21 protein-coding genes are annotated in these 24,305 nt (G+C 53.3%); 4 read left to right on the top strand and 17 right to left on the bottom strand.

Annotated elements, in window-relative coordinates; genetic code table 11:
• Positions 1 to 54 precede the first annotated feature (54 nt).
• A complete protein-coding gene (elaB, locus tag GFC06_RS11845) occupies positions 55 to 360 on the bottom strand; it encodes a stress response protein ElaB (RefSeq protein WP_049281488.1) in 306 nt (101 codons plus the stop codon).
• Positions 361 to 423: 63 nt separating this feature from the next.
• Positions 424 to 885, bottom strand: a complete 462-nt coding sequence (locus tag GFC06_RS11840) for a GNAT family N-acetyltransferase (protein ID WP_016153827.1) — start codon at positions 883 to 885, stop codon at positions 424 to 426.
• Positions 886 to 952: 67 nt separating this feature from the next.
• On the opposite strand from GFC06_RS11840, the gene rbn reads away from it, so the two are divergent.
• Both rbn and GFC06_RS11830 read left to right on the top strand, forming a co-directional pair.
• Positions 953 to 1,870, top strand: a complete 918-nt coding sequence (gene rbn, locus GFC06_RS11835; RefSeq protein WP_047359224.1) for a ribonuclease BN — start codon at positions 953 to 955, stop codon at positions 1,868 to 1,870.
• Positions 1,871 to 1,934: 64 nt separating this feature from the next.
• Positions 1,935 to 2,939, top strand: a complete 1,005-nt coding sequence (locus GFC06_RS11830; RefSeq protein WP_016157041.1) for a chemotaxis protein — start codon at positions 1,935 to 1,937, stop codon at positions 2,937 to 2,939.
• A gap of 92 nt (positions 2,940 to 3,031) precedes the next feature.
• Here the strand turns inward: GFC06_RS11830 and nuoN are convergent, their stop codons facing one another.
• The 14 genes from nuoN to lrhA form a co-directional block, all read right to left on the bottom strand.
• Entirely contained in the window at positions 3,032 to 4,489 is a 1,458-nt protein-coding gene (gene nuoN / locus GFC06_RS11825; protein ID WP_049281489.1) for an NADH-quinone oxidoreductase subunit NuoN, read from the bottom strand.
• 6 nt (positions 4,490 to 4,495) lie between these two features.
• A complete protein-coding gene (gene nuoM, locus GFC06_RS11820) occupies positions 4,496 to 6,025 on the bottom strand; it encodes an NADH-quinone oxidoreductase subunit M (protein WP_016153831.1) in 1,530 nt (509 codons plus the stop codon).
• A 76-nt stretch (positions 6,026 to 6,101) separates the two neighbouring features.
• On the bottom strand, positions 6,102 to 7,943 hold the full coding sequence (gene nuoL, locus GFC06_RS11815; RefSeq protein ID WP_016153832.1) for an NADH-quinone oxidoreductase subunit L: 1,842 nt from the start codon (positions 7,941 to 7,943) through the stop codon (positions 6,102 to 6,104).
• Complete coding sequence (gene nuoK / locus GFC06_RS11810; protein ID WP_006683663.1) at positions 7,940 to 8,242, bottom strand: NADH-quinone oxidoreductase subunit NuoK; 303 nt, start codon at positions 8,240 to 8,242, stop codon at positions 7,940 to 7,942. Before nuoK ends, nuoL begins: the two co-directional genes overlap by 4 nt.
• On the bottom strand, positions 8,239 to 8,793 hold the full coding sequence (nuoJ, locus tag GFC06_RS11805; protein ID WP_016153833.1) for an NADH-quinone oxidoreductase subunit J: 555 nt from the start codon (positions 8,791 to 8,793) through the stop codon (positions 8,239 to 8,241). The genes nuoK and nuoJ overlap by 4 nt, the downstream gene beginning before the upstream one ends.
• Before the next feature lie 11 nt (positions 8,794 to 8,804).
• Positions 8,805 to 9,347, bottom strand: a complete 543-nt coding sequence (nuoI, locus tag GFC06_RS11800; protein ID WP_005129470.1) for an NADH-quinone oxidoreductase subunit NuoI — start codon at positions 9,345 to 9,347, stop codon at positions 8,805 to 8,807.
• 14 nt (positions 9,348 to 9,361) lie between these two features.
• Positions 9,362 to 10,339 (bottom strand): NADH-quinone oxidoreductase subunit NuoH, encoded by a 978-nt coding sequence (nuoH, locus tag GFC06_RS11795; RefSeq protein WP_016153834.1) that lies wholly within the window; start codon positions 10,337 to 10,339, stop codon positions 9,362 to 9,364.
• Positions 10,336 to 13,062 (bottom strand): NADH-quinone oxidoreductase subunit NuoG, encoded by a 2,727-nt coding sequence (nuoG, locus tag GFC06_RS11790; RefSeq protein WP_032931989.1) that lies wholly within the window; start codon positions 13,060 to 13,062, stop codon positions 10,336 to 10,338. Before nuoG ends, nuoH begins: the two co-directional genes overlap by 4 nt.
• Before the next feature lie 80 nt (positions 13,063 to 13,142).
• Complete coding sequence (nuoF, locus tag GFC06_RS11785; protein ID WP_016153836.1) at positions 13,143 to 14,480, bottom strand: NADH-quinone oxidoreductase subunit NuoF; 1,338 nt, start codon at positions 14,478 to 14,480, stop codon at positions 13,143 to 13,145.
• Complete coding sequence (nuoE, locus tag GFC06_RS11780; RefSeq protein ID WP_003028069.1) at positions 14,477 to 14,977, bottom strand: NADH-quinone oxidoreductase subunit NuoE; 501 nt, start codon at positions 14,975 to 14,977, stop codon at positions 14,477 to 14,479. Before nuoE ends, nuoF begins: the two co-directional genes overlap by 4 nt.
• 2 nt (positions 14,978 to 14,979) lie before the next feature.
• The gene (nuoC, locus tag GFC06_RS11775; protein WP_016153837.1) at positions 14,980 to 16,782 is read right to left on the bottom strand and encodes an NADH-quinone oxidoreductase subunit C/D; all 1,803 of its coding nucleotides are present in this window, start codon (positions 16,780 to 16,782) and stop codon (positions 14,980 to 14,982) included.
• 85 nt (positions 16,783 to 16,867) lie between these two features.
• Positions 16,868 to 17,530 (bottom strand): NADH-quinone oxidoreductase subunit NuoB, encoded by a 663-nt coding sequence (gene nuoB, locus GFC06_RS11770; RefSeq protein WP_003028075.1) that lies wholly within the window; start codon positions 17,528 to 17,530, stop codon positions 16,868 to 16,870.
• 15 nt (positions 17,531 to 17,545) lie between these two features.
• Entirely contained in the window at positions 17,546 to 17,989 is a 444-nt protein-coding gene (gene nuoA, locus GFC06_RS11765; protein ID WP_003028077.1) for an NADH-quinone oxidoreductase subunit NuoA, read from the bottom strand.
• A 627-nt stretch (positions 17,990 to 18,616) separates the two neighbouring features.
• Positions 18,617 to 19,555: a transcriptional regulator LrhA gene (lrhA, locus tag GFC06_RS11760; RefSeq protein WP_016153838.1), complete on the bottom strand. Its 939-nt coding sequence runs from the start codon at positions 19,553 to 19,555 to the stop codon at positions 18,617 to 18,619.
• Between the two features lie 928 nt (positions 19,556 to 20,483).
• Between lrhA and alaA the strand changes: the two genes are divergently transcribed.
• Positions 20,484 to 21,701: an alanine transaminase AlaA gene (gene alaA / locus GFC06_RS11755; protein WP_005129483.1), complete on the top strand. Its 1,218-nt coding sequence runs from the start codon at positions 20,484 to 20,486 to the stop codon at positions 21,699 to 21,701.
• A 95-nt stretch (positions 21,702 to 21,796) separates the two neighbouring features.
• Positions 21,797 to 22,396: a 5'-deoxynucleotidase gene (yfbR, locus tag GFC06_RS11750; RefSeq protein ID WP_003028083.1), complete on the top strand. Its 600-nt coding sequence runs from the start codon at positions 21,797 to 21,799 to the stop codon at positions 22,394 to 22,396.
• 52 nt (positions 22,397 to 22,448) lie between these two features.
• On the opposite strand, the gene GFC06_RS11745 is transcribed toward yfbR, so the two are convergent.
• The gene (locus GFC06_RS11745; RefSeq protein ID WP_153690181.1) at positions 22,449 to 24,281 is read right to left on the bottom strand and encodes an SLC13 family permease; all 1,833 of its coding nucleotides are present in this window, start codon (positions 24,279 to 24,281) and stop codon (positions 22,449 to 22,451) included.
• Positions 24,282 to 24,305: the final 24 nt, after the last annotated feature.

Below are 24,305 nucleotides of genomic sequence, written 5' to 3'. Positions count from 1 at the left end.
AAAAGCAGTACCCCCAGTTAGGGAGTACGTACAAATGCGCTGACGGAATGGAATTTATCGCCGTGCTAACAATAATCCCATCACTAAACCGACCGTGGCACCAACGCCGATTCCGCGCCAGGGTTTTTCATGCACATAATCATCCGCCCGGCAAACGGCTTTCTTCGCGCGGTAATAGTAGCTGTCAGAGGCATGGCTGACGCGATTTCTCACCTCTTCTAACGCCCGCTCTGCCCGCGCTTTTAACTCAAGGTATTTTTGATCGGCTGGATCGCCGGAAGAACGCAGCACCTCCTCCAGCGTTTCACTCAATAATTCCAGATCGTCATCGATATGTGATTCATAAGAATGAAAAGACATTTTATTCTCCCTTTCTATTGACGTACCCGCTAACTATAGACAATCAGGCGTGTTTGCGCCTGTTTACGCCTGATGTGCTTCCCGCGCCATTCCGACGTGTGGAATACCGTCTTCGTCATAGATATCCGTGACCGGCACAAAGCCAAAGCGCGCATAGAATGATTGCAAATGTGCCTGCGCCCCCAGATACAGCGCCTTGTGCGGCCAATGCTGCGTACAGGAGGCCAGCGTCTGAGTCATTAGCTGTTGCCCCAATTTTTCACCCCGCAGCGCTTCGCTTACGATCACCCGCCCAATGACGACCGGCTCAAGCTCATCATCGCTTTTCAGAATCCTCGCATACGCCACCAGTTCATCGTTATGCCAACCCAGAATGTGCCGGTTTTCACCACTCAGGTCATCACCATCCACATCCTGATACGGACACCGTTGCTCAACAACAAATACCGCACAGCGAAGCTCAAGAATGGCGTACAACTGCTGTGTATTGAGCTTTGCATGGTGGAGATCTTGCCAGTGAATCATAGTCTGCCCCTTTGTTGTGATAACCTGAACACCCTGCCTTATTGATGGCGAAAAGTGTAACGCGAAGATGGAATTACTATTTTTAGGCACGTCTGCGGGAGTCCCCACGCGCTCACGCAATGTAACGGCAATTTTACTGAATCTGCAACACCCGACTCAGGCGGGGCTGTGGCTTTTCGATTGTGGTGAAGGAACGCAGCATCAGATGCTGACCACGCCATTTAACCCTGGAAAACTCGAGCGTATTTTTATCAGCCATCTACACGGCGATCACCTGTTTGGTTTACCGGGGCTGCTGTGCAGTCGCTCAATGGCCGGGAACGTCCAGCCACTGACGCTTTACGGACCAAAGGGATTGCGAGAGTTTACCGAAACGGCTTTGCGTTTGAGCGGCTCCTGGACCGATTATCCGCTGGATATTGTCGAAATCACCGCGGGTGAAATTGTCGATGACGGCCTGCGTAAAGTAACGGCGTACCCGCTGGAGCATCCGCTGGAGTGCTACGGTTTTCGTGTTGAAGAGCACGACAAACCGGGGGCACTTGACGCCAGCGCCTTGAAGGCGGCTGGTGTTAAAGCGGGCCCGTGGTTCCAGGATTTGAAAGCCGGGAAAACCATCGTGCTGGAGGATGGTCGAGCGATTAACGGCGCCGATTTTCTCGCCCCTGCCACCAGAGGAAAATCTGTGGCTATTTTCGGCGACACAGGACCTTGCGCGTCCGCCATTGAACTGGCACGCGGTGTGGATGTGATGGTACATGAAACCACACTGGACTCCTCAATGGAGGAAAAAGCCAACAGCCGCGGTCACAGCTCGACCCGACAAGCCGCCCAGCTGGCGCTTGAGGCCGGAGTGGGACGCCTAATCATGACCCACGTTAGCTCACGCTACGATGAAAAAGGCTGTCAGCGGTTACTCGAAGAGTGCAAAGCGATATTTCCAGACACTGAACTGGCTCACGATTTCGCCATTTTCACCGTTTAATGCTCCATTTTTCCGCCTCAGTGCCGATAACAGTGGAAAGGCTGGCTTTCACACTGAGGACAGGATGAACAATTTCCAGAAAGATATTGATGACAGGACAAACCTAACCCTGTCTAACCGTTTTGAACTGCTGCTGTTTCGCCTTGGCAAATCCGTCGAGGAGCAGAAATCAGAACTGTTTGGCATCAACGTATTCAAACTGCGTGAAATCGTACCGATGCCGACCTTTACGCGTCCCGCAGGTATGAAAGCCCCGTTGCTGGGTATGGTTAACATTCGCGATCAGGTGATCCCGGTGATTGATCTGCCTGCCGTCGCGGGCTGTAAGCCAGAGACCGGACTCAACATCCTGTTGATCACGGAATATGCCCGCAGCGTTCAGGCGTTTGCGGTGGAGTCGGTAGAAAACATTATGCGTCTGGACTGGCAACAGGTGCATACCGCCGAAAAAGCCGTCAATGGTCGCTACATTACCAGTATCGCCTGTCTGGACGACAACAAAGAGACTAACAATCTGGCGCTGGTGCTCGATGTCGAACAGATCCTGTACGACATCGTACCGTCGAACCACGACCTGCGCGCAACAGAGCTGAAAACCAATAAGTTCAACATTACGCCGGGTGCGGTGGCGATTGTGGCTGATGATTCCAAAGTGGCTCGCGCGATGCTGGAAAAAGGGCTTAACGCCATGGAGATCCCACACTTGATGCATGTGACAGGCCAGGATGCGTGGGAAAAGATACAACAGCTATCTGAAGAAGCAGAAGCGGAAGGTAAACCAATCAGCGAGAAGATTGCGCTGGTGCTCACCGATCTGGAAATGCCGGAGATGGACGGTTTTACGCTTACCCGTAAGATAAAAACCGACGAACGCCTGAAGAAGATCCCGGTCGTTATCCACTCCTCACTTTCCGGTAGCGCCAATGAAGATCACGTACGCCGAGTGAAAGCAGATGGTTACGTGGCCAAATTCGAAGTCAATGAGCTGTCTTCAGTAATTCAGGAAGTGATGGATCGCACAGCGAAAGGCATCAGCGGCCCGCTGGTGAGCCGTCAACTTTCGGCCTGACACCCCAGCAACTTGAAGTATGACGAGTATAGACAGGTAAAAAAAAGAGTCTGGACATTGTCCAGACTCTTTTTCGATCACAGCATGACGAATTACATCAGCGGAGCCGCTAACTGCACGATGCTGATCAACGGTTGCGGGTACATACCCAGCACCAGTACCAGCAGGGCAGAAATCAACACCACGATACCGCCCGCGCTGTACTGCCAGTTGGACGGCGCATCGCGATTCAGCTGCTGCGGTGCGCTCAGGTACAGGCTCACGGCAACGCGCAGGTAGTAGTACAAACCAATCGCGGAACCCACCACCACGGCGGCAACCAGCCACCACAGATTAGCCTGCACACCCACCGCCAGTACGTAGAACTTACCGATAAAGCCCAGCGTCATCGGAATACCCGCCAGAGACAGCATCATCACCGTCATCACCGCCGCAAGGATTGGGCGATGCCAGAACAGACCACGGTAGGAGAACAGAGAGTCTGCATCCGGGCCGCGGTACGGGCTGGACATCAGGCTGACCACACCGAACGCGCCGAGGCTGCTGAACAGATAACCGGCCAGGTAAACGCCAACCGCTTCCATCGACATCTCGCCGCTCTGCAGGGCAATCAGCGCCACCAGCAGGTAACCGAGGTGAGAGATAGAAGAGTAACCAAGCAGACGTTTGATGTTGGTCTGGCTCAGCGCCATCAGGTTACCGAAGATAATGGAAGCAAAGGCAATCACACCCAGCACGATCCGTACCGCTTCGCTATCACCTACCGGTGCGTACAGGAACAGACGCATCACCACGCCGAAGATAGCGATTTTGCTCGCCGTCGCCAGGAAGGTGGAAACCGGAGCCGGAGCGCCCTGGTATACGTCTGGCGTCCACAGGTGGAATGGAACCAGTGAGAGTTTAAAGCCGAGGCCAACAATCATCAGACCGAAGCCCGCCAGCAGCAGCGGTTCTTGCAGCATACCGTCGCCGAGGCTCTTACCGAGCGCGACAAACGACAGGTTGCCAGACTGCGCGTACACCAGCGCCATACCAAACAGCAGGAAGGAAGACGCTGCGGCAGACAGAATGGTGTATTTGATACTGGCTTCCAGCGAACGTTTCTGACGGAACGCATAGCCAACCAGACCAAACAGCGGCAGAGAGATAAGCTCAATACCAAGGAACAGCGCCGCCAGATGGTTAGCGTTAGCCAGCAGAATACCGCCGAGCGCGGCAATCAGCACCAGCAGATAGAACTCTTCCCGGTTGTCGTCGTAGCCTTCCAGCCACGGGTAAGCGAAGGTACAGGTGGCAAGACTCGCCAGCAGCACCAGCCCGGTGTAGAGCATGGCGAAACCGTCAACCCGCATCAGCGGGGTGACGTCCATAGCGCCCGCCTGGCCAACAAACCAGAGCGAAACCAGTGCGGCGTTAAGCCCAATGACCGACAGCGTGGCATTGAGGAAGTGATTGCGTCGCCACGCAATGGAGAGCATCACAACCACCACCGTCAAGCCGACGATCAGCAGCGGTAGCAGCGCAATCAGGTGTTGTGGAGTTATTGTCATGGCGATTTACGGCCTTGTAGTAGTAACGGAATTAACAAACCACTGCTGGATGTTGCTCATCGCAGAATGCGAGGTATCCAGAATCGGCTGCGGATAGAAGCCAAGCAGTACCAGAAGCACGACCAGCAACAGGATGATAAACAGCTCACGCAGCGACATCCCTGGCAGTTCAACACTGGCAATCTGGCTCTTCGCCTTACCGAAGTAAGCGCGATGCAGCATCGCCAGCGAGTAAACAGAAGCAAACACCAGACCAAATGTCGAGATCACGGTAATAACCGGAACCACCTGGTAGCTGCCGAACAGAATCATAAATTCGCCAACGAAGTTACCTGTACCCGGCATACCCAGCGTACACACTGCGAAGAACATTGACAGTGCAGGCAACCATTTCATTTTGCCCCACAGGCCGCCCATCATACGCATATCACGCGTGTGCAGACGTTCGTACAACTGACCACACAGGATGAACAGACCAGCTGCGGACAGGCCGTGCGCGATCATCTGAATCACCGCACCCTGGTATGCCAGCTGGCTGCCGGTGTAGATAGCAATCAGTACGAAGCCCATGTGGGATACGGAGGTGTAAGCAATCAGACGTTTGATGTCGTACTGATTAAAGGCCATCCACGCGCCGTAGAAGATGCCGATGACGCCAAGCCACATTGCGATAGGTGCAAACTCCGCTGACGCATTCGGGAACAGCGGCAGGGAGAAGCGCAGCAGACCGTAGGCTGCGGTTTTCAGCAAGATACCTGCCAGGTCAACGGAACCTGCGGTCGGTGCCTGGGAGTGAGCATCCGGCAACCAGCCGTGCAGCGGAACCACCGGCATTTTCACCGCGAAAGCGATGAAGAAGCCCAGCATCAGCAGGTATTCCACGCCGTGGGACATCGGAGTATTCAGCAATTCTTCATAGTTGAAAGTCCACACGCCGGTCGCTTTGTAGTGCACAAACACCAGCGCCAGGATGGCAATCAACATCACCAGACCACTCGCCTGGGTATAAATGAAGAACTTGGTTGCTGCCGTGATACGCGTTTTACCGTCAGAGGCTTTATGCCCCCAAAGCGCGATCAGGAAGTACATCGGCACCAGCATCATTTCCCAGAAGAAGAAGAACAGGAACATGTCGATGGCAAGGAACACGCCGATTACGCCGCCTAAGATCCACATCAGGTTCAGGTGGAAAAAGCCCTGGTATTTTTCGATTTCATTCCAGGAGCAAAGTACCGCCAGAACACCGAGCAGGCCGGTCAGCACCACCATCAGCAGCGACAGACCGTCGATAGCAAGATGAATCGAGATGCCAAAGCGTGGGATCCACGGCAGGACAAACTCAGACTGCCACTGCGGAATGCCAGTGGATTGCGTCAGTGAATAGCCGCCCTGCAACCAAAGTTGCAGGCCAAGCGCCAGCGTCAGTCCCATGGTAATCAGCGCGATCCAACGCGGCACCTTCACGCCAAAGCGTTCGGTCTGCCAGCACAGGAAGCCACCGATAAAGGGAATCAATATTAGCCAGGGTAGTAACATGGCGATTTTTATTCCTTTTTAAGGCCCCTAATAGAGGCCTGATTTTCAACGAATTTGGATAAAATTCACTTTACGATCAACGCAGTACCATCAACAGAGCCAGCACAACGACGGCACCGATGCTCATTGATGCTACATACCAACGCAGATAGCCGTTCTCGCTTAACAACAGGCCTTTACCTGCAAAGCGGGAAAGGATCGCCGGAATGTTCATCATTGCGTTCAGCGGATCGCGTTTCAGCAGCCATGCAACGCCCAGGAACGGCTTGACGAACACTTTGTCGTACAGCCAGTCGAAGCCCCAGGCGTTATACCACCAGGTACCCAGCAGACGGCCTGGCGCACTGTTGGCAATCGACGTCACCAGCGTACGTTTACCCAGCCACAGCCATGCAGCGATCAGAATGCCTGCAATCGCGACGATACCGGAGGTAATTTCCAGGGTCATCACGCGACCATGCTCAAGCTCGGTCGTCGCAGGCAGTACACCCTGCAGCGGTGGCACAATCAGTGCGCCAACGAAGGTGGACAGGATCATCAGCACAATCAGCGGCAGATGATGTGTAATCCCCTTCCCTGCGTGAGCGTGAATTTGCTCTTTACCGTGGAACACGATGAAAATCATACGGAAGGTGTACAGAGAGGTCATGAACGCACCAACCAGACCTGCAACCATCAGATTGATATGACCGTTCGCCATCGCACCGGCCAGAATCTCATCCTTACTGAAGAAGCCTGCGGTAATCAGCGGCAGAGCCGACAGCGCCGCGCCACCGATCAGGAAGCAGAGATACACCAGCGGAATAGACTTACGCAGACCGCCCATCTTGAAGATGTTCTGTTCGTGGTGACAGGCCAGGATAACCGAGCCGGATGCCAGGAACAGCAGCGCTTTAAAGAAGGCGTGCGTCATCAGGTGGAAAATCGCCGCGTCCCACGCCTGAACCCCGAGAGCCAGGAACATATAACCAATCTGGCTCATGGTGGAGTATGCGAGAACGCGTTTGATGTCGGTCTGTACCAGCGCGGCGAAACCAGCCAGTACCAGAGTGATAGCCCCGATAATCCCCACCAGATGCAGGATTTCCGGCGTCATCAGGAACAGGCCGTGAGTACGTGCAATCAGGTAGACACCGGCGGTAACCATCGTCGCGGCGTGGATCAGCGCGGAGACAGGCGTCGGACCTGCCATCGCGTCAGCAAGCCATGTCTGCAACGGCAGCTGCGCGGATTTACCCACCGCACCGCCCAGCAGCATCAGGGTTGCCCACATCAGCATGTTGTTACCATCGGCAAAGTGAGCAGGTGCCAGTTCCACCATTTCGCGGAAGTTCAGCGTGCCCAGCTCGTTGTAGAGGATAAACAATGCGAAGGCGAGGAACACGTCACCCACACGGGTCACGACGAAGGCTTTCATTGCCGCAGCGCCATTCTTCGGATCGGTGTAATAGAAACCGATCAGCAGATAGGAGCACAGGCCCACGCCTTCCCAGCCGAGGTACATCAGCAGCAGGTTATCCGCCAGTACCAGAACCACCATGCTGGCGATAAACAGGTTGGTGTAGGCGAAGAAACGGGAGTATCCCTCTTCACCGCGCATATACCAGGAGGCGAACATGTGGATCAGGAAACCCACACCGGTCACCACACTGAGCATGGTCAGCGACAGGCCGTCCAGCACCAGGTTAAAACCGATATTGAAGTCACCGACAGACATCCACGTCCACAGCGGCTGGCTGTAGGCCTGTTGACCATTAGCAAAGAAGTCAACGCCAACAAACGCGGTCACCAGCGCCGCCAGGCCAATCGACCCGACACCCACGGTCGCGGACAGATTTTCTGACCAACGACCGCGAGAGAACGCCAGTAATACAAAGCCAATAAATGGCAGAATAATGGTTAAGGCAAGCATGTTCATCCACGCATCTCACTTACTGAATCGATGTTCAGGTTCTGGCGACGGCGATGAAGTTGCAGCAACAGCGCAAGTCCAATGCTCGCTTCCGCAGCCGCAAGGCTGATGGCGAGAATATACATCACCTGACCATCGGTCTGGCCCCAGTAGCTTCCGGCGACCACGAAGGCCAGCGCGGAGGCGTTAATCATGATTTCCAGCCCGATCAGCATAAACAGCAGATTGCGGCGGATAACCAGACCGGTTAAGCCCAGTACGAATAAGACAGCCGCGAGGATCAGTCCATGTTGTAAGGGGATCATGCGTGCTCCTCCGTTTTTCTTTTCGCGCGGTCATCGGTGCGATTGCTCAGCACTTCACCAGAACGCTCTTCGCGCCCTACGTGGAAGGCCACAACCAGACCTGCCAGCAGCAGCATCGAAGCCAGCTCGACCGCCAGTACATACGGTCCGAACAGGGAAATACCGACAGCTTTCGCGCTAATTGGCGTCCCGTCGATGCCCTGATCGTTAACACCCAGAATGGCATAAACAATAACCGCCAGCATGATGGCCGACAGAATCGCCGGTCCAATCCACACCTGCGGTTTCAGCCACTGGCGTTCCTGTTCAATTTCAGAACCACCGAGGTTGAGCATCATGACCACGAACACGAACAACACCATGATGGCGCCCGCGTAGACGATTATTTCCAGCGCCCCCGCGAAGTAAGCACCTAACGAGAAGAACACCCCGGAAATCGCCAGCAGCGAAATAATCAGGTACAGCAGTGCGTGTACCGGATTGGTGTGGGTGATCACCCGCAAGGTTGCGAGAATGGCTATCAGGCCACAGATATAAAAAGCGAACTCCATTGCCCCTCTCCTTACGGTAACAGGCTCTTGACGTCGATAGGCTTGGCTTCGTTCTCTGCTTCGCCCTTATCTTTGCCGTCGATTGCCATACCTGCCATCCGGTAGAAGTTATATTCCGGGTATTTACCCGGACCGGAGATCAGCAGATCCTCTTTCTCGTAAACCAGGTCCTGGCGCTTGTACTCACCCAGCTCGAAATCTGGAGTAAGCTGAATAGCCGTTGTCGGACAGGCTTCTTCGCACAGGCCGCAGAAAATGCAGCGTGAGAAGTTAATGCGGAAAAACTCCGGATACCAGCGGCCGTCTTTGGTCTCTGCTTTTTGCAAAGAGATACAGCCTACCGGACACGCTACCGCACACAGGTTGCAGGCAACGCAGCGCTCTTCGCCGTCTGGGTCACGGGTCAGAACGATACGACCACGAAAACGGGGCGGTAGATAGACCGGCTCTTCCGGGTACATCTGCGTTTCGCGTTTCGCGAACGCATGCAGGCCGATCATCCAGATACTGCGTACCTGGGTGCCGAAACCTACTAACAATTCTTTTAAGGTCATGGTCTTTGTGTCCCTTATTGCGCCTGCCAGAGAATGACAGCCGCCGTTACCAGCAAGTTGACGAGCGTCAGCGGCAGACAGACTTTCCAGCCGAAGGACATTACCTGGTCATAACGAGGACGCGGTAACGACGCACGAATCAAAATGAACATCATCATGAAGAACGCGGTTTTCAGCGCGAACCAGACGAATGGCGGTAAGAACGGACCATGCCAGCCACCGAAGAACAGGGTAACCATCAGTGCAGAAATGGTGACGATGCCGATGTACTCACCCACGAAGAACAGACCGAATTTCATACCGGAGTATTCAATGTGGTAACCGTCGGCCAGTTCCTGCTCGGCTTCTGGCTGGTCAAACGGGTGACGGTGACACACCGCCACGCCCGCGATGGCAAAGGTGACAAAACCAAAGAACTGCGGAATAACGTTCCAGATATCAGCCTGGTTGTTGACGATGTCGGTCATGTTAAATGAACCGGCCTGCGCCACCACGCCCATCAGGGAAAGTCCGAGGAATACTTCGTAGCTCAGCGTCTGCGCAGACGCGCGCATCGCACCGAGCAGCGAGTATTTGTTGTTACTGGACCAGCCTGCGAACAACACCGCGTATACCGCGAGGCCTGCCATCATCAGGAAGAACAGGATCCCGATGTTCAGGTCAGCAACCACCCAGTTCGGGCTCACCGGCACGATGGCGAAAGCCAGCAGCAGCGAGGTGAAGGCGATCATCGGTGCCAGGGTAAAGATGACGCGATCCGAGAATTTCGGGATCCAGTCTTCTTTAAAGAACATCTTGATCATGTCCGCAACCAGCTGGAGCGAACCGCCCCAGCCAACACGGTTCGGTCCGTAACGGTTCTGGAACAGACCGAGCAGACGACGTTCGCCAAAGCTCATGAATGCCCCGCAGGTGACCACCACCAGCAGAATCACGACCGCTTTGAGAACGCTCAGCAGGATCTCAATCAGATCGGGTGTAATCCAACTCATTGTTGTGCCTCCTGCAGATCCTCAAGACGTGCACCAGCCAGAACTGGCGCGATGCCAGGCATACCCATTGGCAAACCAACCTGCCCTGCCGTTAATCCTTCAGCGATTTCAACCGGCAGCGTAACCGTGTTGCCATCGTAGCTGAAAGAAACGCGCGTACCGGCATTCACACCCAACTTCGCGGCATCAGCCGGGTTGAGTTTGATGTACGGCTGCGGCATACGGGTCTGGAAGACAGGCGCACGCTGGGACATTTCGTCACTACCAAACAGATGATAGTAAGGCGCGACACGCCACTGACCATCCTGAGCCTGGAAGCTCGCCGGAACGGTTGTGAAGTAATCCAGACCATCTGCCGAAGCTTCGATCAGACGCACGCCCGGATCGCCATGACGCAGTTTACCGCCCACTTCATCCTGGAACTTGTTCCACGCCTGTGGGGAGTTCCAGCCCGGAGCCCAGGCAAACGGAATTTGCGAACGCGGCGCAGACGGTTGGTTGTTCCCTTCCATAGAGAAAGCGAACATGGTGTCTTTGTCCTGCGGCTGGCGTGGTTCGTGAACGCTGATGTTGGCGCGCATTGCGGTACGACCACTGTAGCGGTGCGGTTCACGTGCCAGTTTCTGTCCACGGATACGGAAGCTTGCATCCGGCGCGGCATCTTTAATACCCGCCAACTGCGGTAACTTCTCAACGACCGCGTCGATAACATGGTCGAGCTGCGTCCAGTCCACTTCACGACTCTGCACGGTACTGTGCAGCGAGTGCAGCCAGCGCCAGCTTTCCAGCATTACGGTGTTGCTGTCGTAGTAGGATGGGTCATAGACCTGGAAGAAACGCTGGGCGCGACCTTCGTTGTTAATTACCGTACCATCGCTTTCGGCGAAGCTAGCGGCGGAAAGCACCAGATGGGCGTTTTCCATAATAGCCGTGCGCTGATGGTCAACAACCAGTACCAGCGGCGCTTTCGCCAGCGCGGCGTTCACACGCGTTGCTGAAGCATGGCGATGCAGGTCATTTTCCAACACCACAACGGCGTCAGCACGACCTGTTTCCAGCTCGGTCAGCGCGTCGTCGAGGGAACCACCGCCAATCATACCCAGCCCCATGCTGTTAACAGAGCGAGCAATCATGGTGATCCCGACGTCTGCGCCACGGCCTTTCAGCGCCTTCGCCACGTTGGCAGCAGCCTGAATCACGTCGGCGCTACCGGCGTTGGTACCGGAAATAATCAGTGGTTTCTTCGCCCCGGCCAGAGCCTGAACGATGACGTCAATTTTGTTCTGCAGGTCACGGTCGATACCGTCAACCGCCGGGGCGTTGTTATCCAGCGCATGGGCGATCGCGAAACCTAAACGCGCCTGATCTTCAACCGGCGCACGGTAGGTCCATGCCGCGATATCATCCAGACGGGTGTTATCGACGTTGGTAACGAACAGCGGGTGCTTGGCGCGCTGGCCGATGTTGAGGATTGCCGCAATCTGCCAGTCGGCCACTTTCTGCGCCGCCGCCATTTCACGCGCTTTACCTTTCACCGCCTGACGTACTGCCAGCGCAACGCGCGCGCCGGTTTGGGTGACATCTTCGCCCAGGACCAGAACCGCATCGTATGACTCGATTTCGCGCAGTGCCGGGGTATGAATACCGCCGTCACGCAGCACGCTCAGAGCCAGTTGCAGACGTTCCTGCTCGCCCTGGGCAATACCGGTATAGAAGTTATCCGCACCGACCAGTTCACGCAGCGCGAAGTTACTTTCAACGCTGGCACGCGGAGAGCCGATACCAATCACTTTCTTCGACTGACGCAGAATATCTGCCGCGCCCTGCATCGCCTGTTCGGCGTTCAGCGTGATCAGGTCATCGCCACGACGCTGTACCGGCTGACGCGGACGGTCTTTCAGGTTCACGTAACCATAGCCAAAACGACCACGGTCGCAGAGGAAGTAGTGGTTAACGGTACCGTTGTAGCGGTTTTCGATACGACGCAGTTCACCGTAGCGCTCGCCCGGGCTGATGTTACAACCGATAGAACACTGCTGGCAGATGCTCGGCGCAAACTGCATGTCCCATTTACGGTTATAACGCTCGGAGTGCGTTTTATCGGTGAAGACGCCGGTCGGGCAAATTTCCACCAGGTTACCGGAGAATTCGCTTTCGAGCGTACCGTCTTCCGGACGACCAAAGTAGACGTTGTCATGTGCGCCATAGACGCCCAGATCCGCACCATCGGCGTAATCTTTGTAGTAACGTACGCAGCGATAGCAGGCGATGCAGCGGTTCATTTCGTGAGAGATGAACGGCCCCAGGTCCTGGTTGCGGTGAGTACGCTTCGTGAAGCGGTAGCGACGGAAGCTATGACCGGTCATGACGGTCATATCCTGAAGGTGGCAGTTACCGCCCTCTTCACAGACCGGACAGTCGTGCGGGTGGTTAGTCATCAACCACTCCACTACGCTTTCGCGAAACTGCTTCGCTTCTTCGTCATCAATTGAAATAAAGGTGCCTTCGGTGGCCGGTGTCATACAAGACATCACCAGGCGACCACGCGTGTCTTCCGCGTTTTGATATTGCTTCACCGCACACTGGCGGCAAGCACCGACGCTTCCCAGCGCCGGGTGCCAGCAAAAGTACGGAATATCAAGGCCGAGAGACAGACAAGCTTCCAGCAGGTTGTCCGCTCCGTTGACCTCATATTCTTTGCCGTCTACATGAATCGTAGCCATAGTCAGCATGCTTCCAGTTGGCTCGGTCTAAAACCGAGCGTTAATCGAATTTCTGATCGCGATTCAGGGTTACCCTGCTATTACCAGCGCTCTTTCAGCAGGTTCGGCTGAATACCACCAATCTGATGGGTATTGCTGAAGGACTGCTTGATGCCAGCTTCGAATTCTTCGCGGAAATATTTAATGGCGCTCTGCAGCGGCTCCACCGCACCCGGGGCGTGTGCACAGAAGGTTTTACCCGGGCCGAGGAAACGACACAGTTGCTCAAGCGTCTCGATATCCCCAGGCTGGCCTTCGCCACGCTCCAGCGCGCGCAGAATTTTCACACTCCACGGCAGACCGTCACGGCACGGCGTACACCAGCCGCAGGACTCGCGGGCAAAGAACTCTTCCAGGTTACGCACCAGAGGAACCATGCCAATCTCGTGATCGACGGCCATTGCCAGCGCGGTGCCCAAACGGCTACCGGCTTTACCAATGCTTTCGAATTCCATCGGCAGATCGAGGTGCGCTTCAGTCAGGAAGTCCGTACCCGCGCCGCCCGGCTGCCAGGCTTTGAATTTCAGGCCATCGCGCATGCCGCCCGCGTAATCTTCGAGGATCTCGCGCGCGGTAGTACCGAAAGGCAGTTCCCACAGGCCAGGGTTCTTCACGCGACCGGAGAAGCCCATCAGCTTGGTGCCCGCGTCTTTGCTCTGCGAAATGTTCTGGTACCACTCCACGCCGTTCGCGAGGATAGCCGGTACGTTACACAGGGTTTCGACGTTGTTAACGCAGGTCGGCTTACCCCAAGCGCCAGAGCTTGCCGGGAACGGCGGCTTAGAGCGTGGGTTAGCACGACGACCTTCAAGGGAGTTAATCAGCGCCGTCTCTTCACCGCAGATATAGCGTCCTGCCCCGGTGTGGACAAACAGTTCGAAGTCGAAACCGGTGCCCATGATGTTTTTGCCAAGCAAGCCGGCTTCGGTTGCTTCGGCAATCGCGCGACGCAGATGCACAGCCGCTTCGATATATTCACCACGCAGGAAGATGTAACCACGGTACGCTTTCAGCGCAAACGCGGAGATCAGCATGCCTTCCACCAGCAGGTGCGGCAGCTGTTCCATCAGCAGACGGTCTTTATAGGTACCCGGCTCCATTTCATCGGCGTTACACAGCAGGTAACGGATGTTCATGGATTCGTCTTTCGGCATCAGGCTCCACTTCAGACCGGTGGAAAAGCCCGCACCGCCGCGCCCTTTCAGGCCAGCGTCTTTTACCTGATTAACGATTTCGTCCGGTGACAGCCCGGTCAGGGCCTTACGTGCACCTTCGTAGCCGTTCTTGCTACGGTATTCGTCCAGCCAGACCGGCTGTTTGTCATCACGCAGACGCCAGGTCAGCGGATGCGTTTCGGGAGTACGGATAATGTCTTTCATTTATACCGCTCCAGCAGTTCGGGAATGCCTTCCGGGGTCAGGTGAGCATGAGTATCCTCATCGATCATCATGTTCGGCCCTTTATCGCAGTTCCCCAGGCAACAGGTCGGGAGCAGCGTAAAACGACCGTCAAAGGTCGTCTGCCCCGGCTTGATGTTGAGTTTTTTCTCAAGCGCAGCCTGGATCCCCTGATAGCCGTTGATATGGCACACCACGCTGTCGCAGTAGCGGATCACGTGGCGACCTACCGGCTGACGGAAGATCTGGCTATAGAACGTGGCAACACCTTCTACGTCGCTTGCCGGGATCCCCAGCACATCAGCGATCGCATAGATCGCCCCATCCGGCACCCAGCCACGCTGTTTCTGAACGATTTTCAGCGCTTCAATGGACGCCGCACGCGGGTCTTCGTAGTGGTGCTTCTCGTGCTCAATCGCTTCACGCTCAGCCGCACTCAGCTCAAAAGCCTCGGTTTGTGGTTGTTGATTCTCGTGCATAATTAGCGGTCCACATCTGACATAACAAAATCGATACTACCCAGGTGGACGATAAGGTCGGACACCAGGCTGCCACGTACCGCTACCGGGATCTGCTGCAGGTGCGCATAGCTCGGGGTACGGATACGGGTACGGTAACTCATGGTGCTGCCATCGCTGGTCAGGTAGTAACTGTTAATACCCTTGGTCGCTTCCACCATCTGGAAGGACTCGTTTGCCGGCATAACCGGTCCCCACGAAACTTGCAGGAAGTGGGTGATCAGGGTTTCGATATGTTGCAACGTGCGCTCTTTCGGCGGCGGCGTAGTCAGCGGGTGATCCGCTTTGAACGGGCCTTCCGGCATGTTATTGAGGCACTGCTCAAGGATGCGCAGACTCTGGCGCAGCTCTTCAACTTTCAGCATCACGCGGGTATAGCAGTCGGACACGCCGCCGCCAACCGGGACTTCAAAGTCAAAGTTTTCGTAGCCAGAGTATGGACGCGCTTTACGCACGTCAAAATCAATACCGGTCGCACGCAGCGCAGCACCGGTACAACCCCAGTCCAGCGCTTCTTTCTTACCGTAAGCGGCAACGCCTTGCGAACGGCCTTTCAGGATGGTGTTACGCAGTGCGGCTTTCTCGTAGGAATCCAGACGTTTTGGCATCCAGTCGAGGAAGTCACGCAGCAGTTTGTCCCAACCGCGCGGCAGATCGTGTGCCACACCGCCGATACGGAACCAGGCCGGGTGCATACGGAAACCGGTGATCGCTTCCACTACGTCATAGATTTTCTGACGGTCGGTAAAGGCGAAGAAGACCGGCGTCATCGCACCGACGTCCTGGATGAACGTGGAGATGTACAGCAAGTGGCTGTTGATACGGAACAGTTCAGACAACATAACGCGAATCACGTTGACGCGATCCGGCGTGGTGATGCCAGCCAGTTTCTCAACGGCCAGTACGTAAGGCATTTCGTTAACGCAGCCGCCGAGGTACTCGATACGGTCGGTGTACGGAATGTAGCTATGCCAGGACTGACGTTCACCCATCTTTTCAGCGCCACGGTGGTGGTAGCCGATGTCAGGCACGCAGTCGACGATTTCTTCGCCATCAAGCTGCAGCACAATACGGAACGCACCGTGAGAAGACGGGTGGTTAGGACCGAGGTTGAGGAACATGAAGTCCTCGTTTTCGGAACTACGCTTCATGCCCCATTCTTCTGGTTTGAAGGTCAGTGATTCCATTTCCAGATCCTGTTTGGCTTTAGTCAGCTCAAACGGATCGAATTCGGTCGCACGCGCCGGGTAGTCTTTACGCAGCGGATGACCTTCCCAGGTATGCGGCATCAGCAGACGCGTCAGGTGCGGGTGACCTTCGATGTCGATGCCAAACATTTCCCAGGTTTCACGCTCATACCAGTTGGCGTTCGGGAACAGTTTGGTGAACGTCGGTACGCGCAGGTCGTTTTCAGACAATGCCACCTTGAGCATGATATCGCGATTGCGTTCAATGGAGATCAGGTGATAGAAAACGGAAAAATCCGCGGCAGGTAACCCTTCGCGGTGCGTACGCAGACGTTCGTCCATGCCGTGTAAGTCAAACAGCATGACGTAAGGTTTCGGCAGTCTCTTTAAGAAATCGCCAACTTCCAGTAATTGTTCACGCTTGACCCAAACAACAGGTACCCCGGTGCGAGTCGCCTGAACGGTAAAGGCATCCGGCCCAAAACGGTTGCGCAGTTCGCCAATGACCGGGTCATCAAGGTGATCCCGTGTTTGCCATACAGCGTCTTGCGCGGTTAAGTCGGTCATATTGTTCACCATTGCAAATGGTCCGTGGTGGTCGGCAGTGCTTCGCGCTATTTATGTAGTGATAAGCGAAGGAAGTGCTGCTGCCGACAGGCGCAAATTAAATCTCGTCTGGTGTACGAAGATTCGTTACAGCAATACGTTCGCCGCGTTTACGCTCGCGTTCTGACTGCATATTGGCGCGATAAACGCCCTGATCGCCAACCACCCAGGAGAGCGGACGGCGTTCTTTGCCAATGGAATCTTGCAGCAGCATCAGAGCCTGCATATACGCTTCCGGACGCGGCGGGCATCCCGGGATGTACACATCGACCGGAATAAATTTATCAACGCCCTGCACCACAGAATAGATGTCGTACATACCGCCGGAGTTGGCGCATGCGCCCATGGAAATAACCCATTTCGGTTCCAGCATCTGATCGTAGAGGCGCTGAATAACCGGCGCCATTTTGGTAAAGCAGGTTCCGGCTACGACCATCAGGTCAGCCTGACGCGGCGATGCACGCAGTACTTCCGCACCAAAACGGGCCACATCGTGCACGGCGGTAAACGAGGTCACCATCTCAACGTAGCAGCAGGAAAGGCCAAAGTTATATGGCCAAATTGAGTTTTTACGGCCCCAGTTAACCATGTCATGCAGCTTGCCCATGAACACGTTTTTGTTAACTTCTTGCTCCAGGGGGTCGGTTACGATCTCCTGTTTTTGCAGGGGGTAACGGTCGTTCTCACCGTTAGGATCTATGCGGGTGAGCGTATAATCCATCTTAATGCCTCGCGGTTAGCGTTGACGATTAGCGATACTGTTCGTTTCCGGGTTCATACGCTCGCGGCGTGAACGCGCGGGCGTCCAGTCCAGCGCGCCAATACGCACCAGATAAACCAGACCTGCCAGTAACACAAAAATAAAAATTGCAGCTTCCACAAAGCCAATCCAGCCGCTTTCACGGATAGAAGTTGACCATGCGAACAGATACAGCGCTTCAACGTCGAAGATAACGAAGAACATGGCTACCAGATAAAACTTGGCAGACAGGCGCAAGCGGGCGGTGCCGACCGAGTCGATACCTGATTCAAACGGCACGTTTTTAGATCTCGCGCGCGCGCGACCACCTAAAAACCAGCCGCCGACGAGCATCAGGCAGCACAGGCCAATGGCAACAATAAGAAAGATAGCGAATGCCCAGTGATGAGCGATGATTTCAGTGGATGTTGACATACTCATTGCTTACTCATCAAAAGTAGCGCCAAATTCTCTGCTCTTTTCGGCAGATGAACGCCACATCGATTCATGGGGAGGAATAAAAAAAACCTTACAATCACTGTGAAAAACCATTTTATACAGCTAATTGATGGGGTTTTTTACTCCTTTCTATAACCTTTTGTCAACTTTAACAAAAGTTTCCTCACATTATTTTACACCGCTCCAACTTCATTAACATAAAGTGCTATTTAGACCAATTTCGATCGCATCATCGGTCATTTTTAATGTTGTTGAATCGTGTCCGTAGTGAAGTAAAAAAGATAATACTCGCCTATTTTGACAGGAATTCACCCAGATGCCTCCCCCTAAATGGGAGTATTTTCTTGATCTGTGACACGCTTTTGTTAATTCACCATAAAAAACAGCAACAATTTCTCTAGTTTTTTAACATGGAAACAATTAGTAACGCTGCTGCTTATTTTTCAGCCAGGTGTCAGGCCGTTTTTTTACCTTCTGATTTTGTTAAGTTTTAGTATAGCAAATGACATAAAGCGGCAATATTTACATAAAAAAAGAGCCGCTGGATGTTTTTTCATCACCAGAGGCTCTTTTTTACACTAACATTTTAAAACGATTTTATGTGACGGATTACTCAAAGTCGCCTTCAACAATCAGCGAGTCATCTCCCCCTTCAGGGGTAAACTGATTGTATTGCCAAGGATTTTGATACGTTTGCATCGACTTAAAGATAACTTCTGCCAACTCATTTTGCGTGGACGGATCGCAGCACAACAGATACTCAGTATCAGGCAATGGCGGTAATCCGTCGGCGGCGCCCAGTACGCGTAAATCTGGACTCATCATTTCAACAGGCCGCGCAGTGACGCCGAGCCCTGCTTTTACCGCCGCGCGAACCGCAGGTAATGTTGAAGCAACATAAGCCAGACGCCACGGGATCTGAGCAGCATTTAATGTCGCCAGCACGATATCGCGAAACGGGCTCGGATCGTCCAGCAGAACCAACGGTACTGGCTCACCTTTTTGCAGAATATATTCGGCAGCACAGTACCAATGCGTTGGCGAGGTACGCAGATTCAGACATTCAAAATCGCCAGGACGGTTGGTAGTCACAACCAAGTCCACTTCTTGCGACTTCAGCATATCCACCATGTAGGCGTTACGCTTGACCCTCACATCCAGCGCAAGCTTCGGATAAACCGAACTTATTCGGTTGAGCAGGAAAGGCAGTATGGTATCGGCTGATTCATCAGAAGCACCGATAGTTAACACTCCCTGAAGATTATTAAACATTAATGATGAGCATGCCTCATCATTAAAGCGCAGTATTTTTCTGGCGTAACCCAACAGTTGTATACCATGTTCGGTCAGTAGTTTGTTGCGTCCATGGCGCGCGAACAACTCTTTCCCCACGAGTTGCTCAAGACGCTGCATTTGCTGACTCACCGCAGACTGAGTTCGACATACCGCAGCTGCCGCAGCCGCAAAGGTATTCAGGTCGGCAACAGCAACGAAGGTTCTCAGCAGATCGAGGTCGAGGTTAATTATCGGACGATTTGCATTTATCATAGTTTTTCACTTACTCGCGGGTCATACCGGGTTAATGCTGTGCATTTGGAATCAAACAACTCCATTTGTAATGTGCCTCCCTCGCAGTTTCGCTTAGTGTAACCAAGTGAAAATAAGGATGTATTTGGTTTAACAAACGAAACAATTCTCTTTCCTGGCTATTTTAATTCCCGTGATATTCATCGGAATATAGCAACGAGAAAGAGCCGAATTTTTAGCTGCTGGATGATTCTGACTTAGGGAAAACATGTAAATTTTGTAAATTTAAAAAAAAGTTAACGAACAATAATTTACACATTAAAAACTAACTTTTCAGTGTGTTAGGAACAACCAACAAACATTTGAATTATCTTAAAATTCAGACTACTTACCATTTCATGAGACTTATCTTAACCTAAAACCACTATATTTATAAGTGTTATCGTGAATAATTCCAGGCTACCAGGTGTTATGTCAGAGCAGCGGTTTTGCTATTATTGGCCCATTCAATTTAATGTCGTTTAAATATTAAATAATAATTAATTAAGAATTCTTCAATTCATTAATTCTGCTTAACAATGAATTCACACCGTATCACGTACGGATCAGGCCGATAACAGGTCCCGCAGTTAAAACCTCAGTATTTTCGAATTACCTCATCCAGCTTAGACACCCGTGACATTTCGCTTTACAGGCTTAACTTTTTTTGACCAAACAAATCACCACAACCAAACCAATAAAACAAAACATACTACCAACAAAACGCATCTAGATAGATTATTATCTCATGATATTTACATTATTTAGTTGTTAACAGTTAATTATCACTTCATAGCTTTTCAAAATCTTCTACTAAAGACCCTTCAAAACTCACCGCCGTGGGAGTACATTGTGCTGGGCTGACTTCCATGGCAGGGAGTGGCATTCACAGCTAAAAAGGTCAACGTTCATGTCCCCCATTGAAAAATCCAGCAAATTAGAAAACGTCTGTTATGACATTCGCGGCCCGGTTCTGAAGGAAGCAAAGCGCCTGGAAGAAGAAGGCAATAAAGTTCTGAAACTGAACATCGGCAACCCGGCGCCATTCGGGTTTGAAGCGCCAGATGAAATACTGGTGGATGTGATCCGCAATTTGCCAACAGCGCAAGGATATTGCGACTCAAAAGGCCTTTATTCCGCCCGTAAAGCGATTATGCAGCATTACCAGGCCCGTGGTATGCGCGACGTAACCGTGGAAGATATTTATATCGGCAACGGCGTTTCTGAATTAATTGTGCAGGCTATGCAGGCATTGCTGAACAGTGGGGACGAAATGCTGGTTCCTGCTCCTGATTATCCGCTGTGGACGGCGGCTGTATCGCTCTCCGGCGGTAATGCCGTGCACTACCTGTGTGACGAATCATCAGACTGGTTCCCGGACCTGGATGATATCCGCGCCAAAATCACTCCGCGTACGCGTGGGATCGTCATCATCAACCCAAACAACCCAACCGGCGCTGTTTACTCTAAAGAGCTGCTGATGGAGATTGTTGAGATTGCTCGCCAGAACAACCTCATCATCTTTGCGGATGAGATTTACGACAAAATTCTCTACGACGACGCTGAACACCACTCCATTGCTGCAATGGCGCCGGATCTGCTGACCATCACCTTCAATGGCCTGTCAAAAACCTATCGCGTTGCCGGTTTCCGTCAGGGCTGGATGGTGCTGAACGGGCCGAAGAAACATGCTAAAGGATATATTGAAGGTCTTGAGATGCTGGCCTCTATGCGCCTGTGTGCCAACGTTCCGGCGCAACATGCCATTCAGACCGCACTGGGCGGATACCAGAGCATCAGCGAATTTATCATGCCTGGTGGGCGTTTGTATGAACAACGCAACCGCGCCTGGGAACTGCTCAATGACATTCCTGGTGTCTCCTGCGTAAAACCGCGCGGCGCGCTGTATATGTTCCCGAAAATTGATGCTAAACGCTTCAACATTCATGACGACCAGAAGATGGTGCTCGACTTCCTGCTGCAGGAAAAAGTACTGCTGGTTCAGGGAACAGCGTTCAACTGGCCGTGGCCGGATCATTTCCGCATCGTCACGCTGCCGCGTATTGACGATATTGAAATGTCGCTGAGTAAATTTGAGCGTTTCCTGTCAGGGTATCACCAGCTGTAATTAAACAAAGGCTGTCGGATGAATGACGAGTATTTGCATCTGACAGCCTTCTCTGCGCAAAATGACTCTTAGGTTGCCATCATATAAGGGTCGTTATGAAGCAGAGCCATTTTTTTGCCCACCTCTCCCGTCTGAAGCTCATTAATCGCTGGCCGCTGATGCGCAACGTGCGCACCGAAAACGTGTCTGAACACAGTCTGCAGGTTGCCATGGTTGCCCATGCGCTGGCCGCGATCAAAAACCGCAAATTTGGTGGTCAGGTTAATGCTGAGCGTATTGCTCTGTTGGCGATGTATCACGATGCGTCAGAAGTGCTGACCGGTGATCTCCCTACCCCGGTGAAATATTTCAACTCGCAGATTGCGCAGGAATATAAAGCGATAGAGAAAATTGCTCAGCAAAAGCTGGTCGATATGGTACCTGATGAACTGCGCGATATTTTTGCGCCGCTCATTGATGAACATGCCTTAAGTGAAGAAGAGAGATCGATTGTTAAACAGGCCGATGCCCTGTGCGCGTATCTGAAGTGTCTGGAGGAACTCTCTGCCGGTAATAACGAATTCCTGCTTGCCAAGACGCGTCTGGAAAAAACGCTGGAGTCGCGACGCAGCGAAGAGATGGACTACTTTATGGACGTGTTTGTCCCGAGTTTTCACCTCTCATTAGATGAAATCAGCCAGGATTCTCCGCTATAAACGCATGACCCGGTGGCGGCGAAGATATCCCCGTCGCCATCCGCCAACAAAATCAAAACGGAAACAGCATCGGGATCATCACCACGCACACCGCCATCACAATGATGGTAAACGGTACGCCAATCTTCACGAAATCGCTAAAGCTGTAGTTGCCAGGTCCGAGCACCAGAGTGTTTACCGGCGAAGAGACCGGTGTCATAAAGGCTGCGGATGCTGCCATCGCAATCCCCATCGCAAAAGGATACGGTGAAACGCCCATCGACTTTGCAGCCGCCAGCGCGATTGGCGCCATCAGCACCGCCGTCGCGGTGTTGGAGATAAATAACCCGATAGTCGCACACAGCACGAACAGGCAGCCCAACATCATATACGGGCCATACCCGCCACCGACATCCATCAGCCCTTTCACCACCAAGTCGACACCGCCGGTTTTTTGTAAAGCCAGCGCGAAGGGCATCATCCCGACAATCAAAATAATGCTTGGCCAGTGAATCGCTTTATAGGCACTTTCGGCATCAATACAGCGAAATTTCCCCATCAGTAGACAAGCGATGATCGCAGCCACCGTATTGGGAATTTCATCAGTGAGCATCAGAGCAACCATCAGCACCAGACAGAAAATCGCATGCGGTGCCTGGCTGTGCGCCGGAGAAGCTTCACTGACTTCCTCGGGCATATTCAGCACGACAAAATCACGCCCTTTTTGTCCCAACAGTGTGATGAGCTTCCAGTTGCCCACCACTAATATGATATCGCCCATCAGCAATGGCTCATCCACCACCGCTCCAGCCAGAGCCGCGCCATCGCGCTTCAGCCCAACGACATTCAGCCCGTAACGGGTACGAAAAGCGATTTCCCGTACCGTTTTGCCGATCAATTCCGATTCAGGGATCAGAGAGATCTCGGCCATCCCCACATCAAGCGCCTGCTCCGAGAAGTATTCGCCGCGCAGTACCATCGGTTCCAGAAACTGTTCACTGCAAAATTCACGCAGGTCGACATCGGCCGCGGACATATCAATCAGCAATACGTCACGGGCGCGAAACTCAGAAACCCCGTTAACGTCGACTATTACGCGACGAAAGCGACGCCAGCGTTCCACGCCAATCACGTTTGCCCCGTAGCACTCACGCAGCTTCAGATCATCCAGACGCTGGCCAATCATAGGAGAACCGGGACGAATCGCCAGGCGACGCGCGCGCCCGGTCAGGCGATATTCTTTAATCAGATCGCGAAAGGTCCGGCGTTTCCAGCCGTCTCCCGGCTGCCTGGAATCTTCTCCCTTGAGCATAAAGCGCATCAGCAGCATATAAATTATGCCGAGTACCAGAACCACCAGCCCCAGCGGGGTAACGCTAAAAAAGCTGAACCCGTTGAGTCCTTCACGTAACAGTTCACTGTTGACGACCAGGTTAGGCGGCGTCGCCACCAGCGTCATCATGCCGCTTATCAAGCCGGCAAAGCTCAGCGGCATCATCAGGCGTGAAGGGGAAATTTCCATGCGCATGGAAACGCTTAAGACCACCGGGATAAAGATGGCGACCACGCCGGTCGAACTCATAAACGCCCCGAGCCCGGCAACGGTAATCATCAGCAACACCAGCATTTTGACTTCACTGCTGCCAGCCACCTTCACCAGCCAGGCACCCATTACCGTCGCCACCCCGGTACGCACCAGGCCGTCGCCGATAATGAATAATGCCGCTATCAAAATAACGTTAGGATCGCTGAATCCGGAAAAGGCTTCTGTGATGCTCAATGTTCCGCTCAGAACAAAGGCAATGATGACCAGCAAAGCGACCGCGTCCATACGCACTCTGCCAGTGACAAACAAGACGACGGCAATCGCCAGCAATGAGAGAACCCATGTCAATTCACCGTTCACAACATATCCTTGTTAAATGAGAGG

This window comes from Citrobacter braakii (genome assembly GCF_009648935.1).
Classification (GTDB): Bacteria; Pseudomonadota; Gammaproteobacteria; order Enterobacterales; family Enterobacteriaceae; genus Citrobacter; species Citrobacter braakii.
This window is presented reverse-complemented; position numbering and strand designations above follow the sequence as displayed.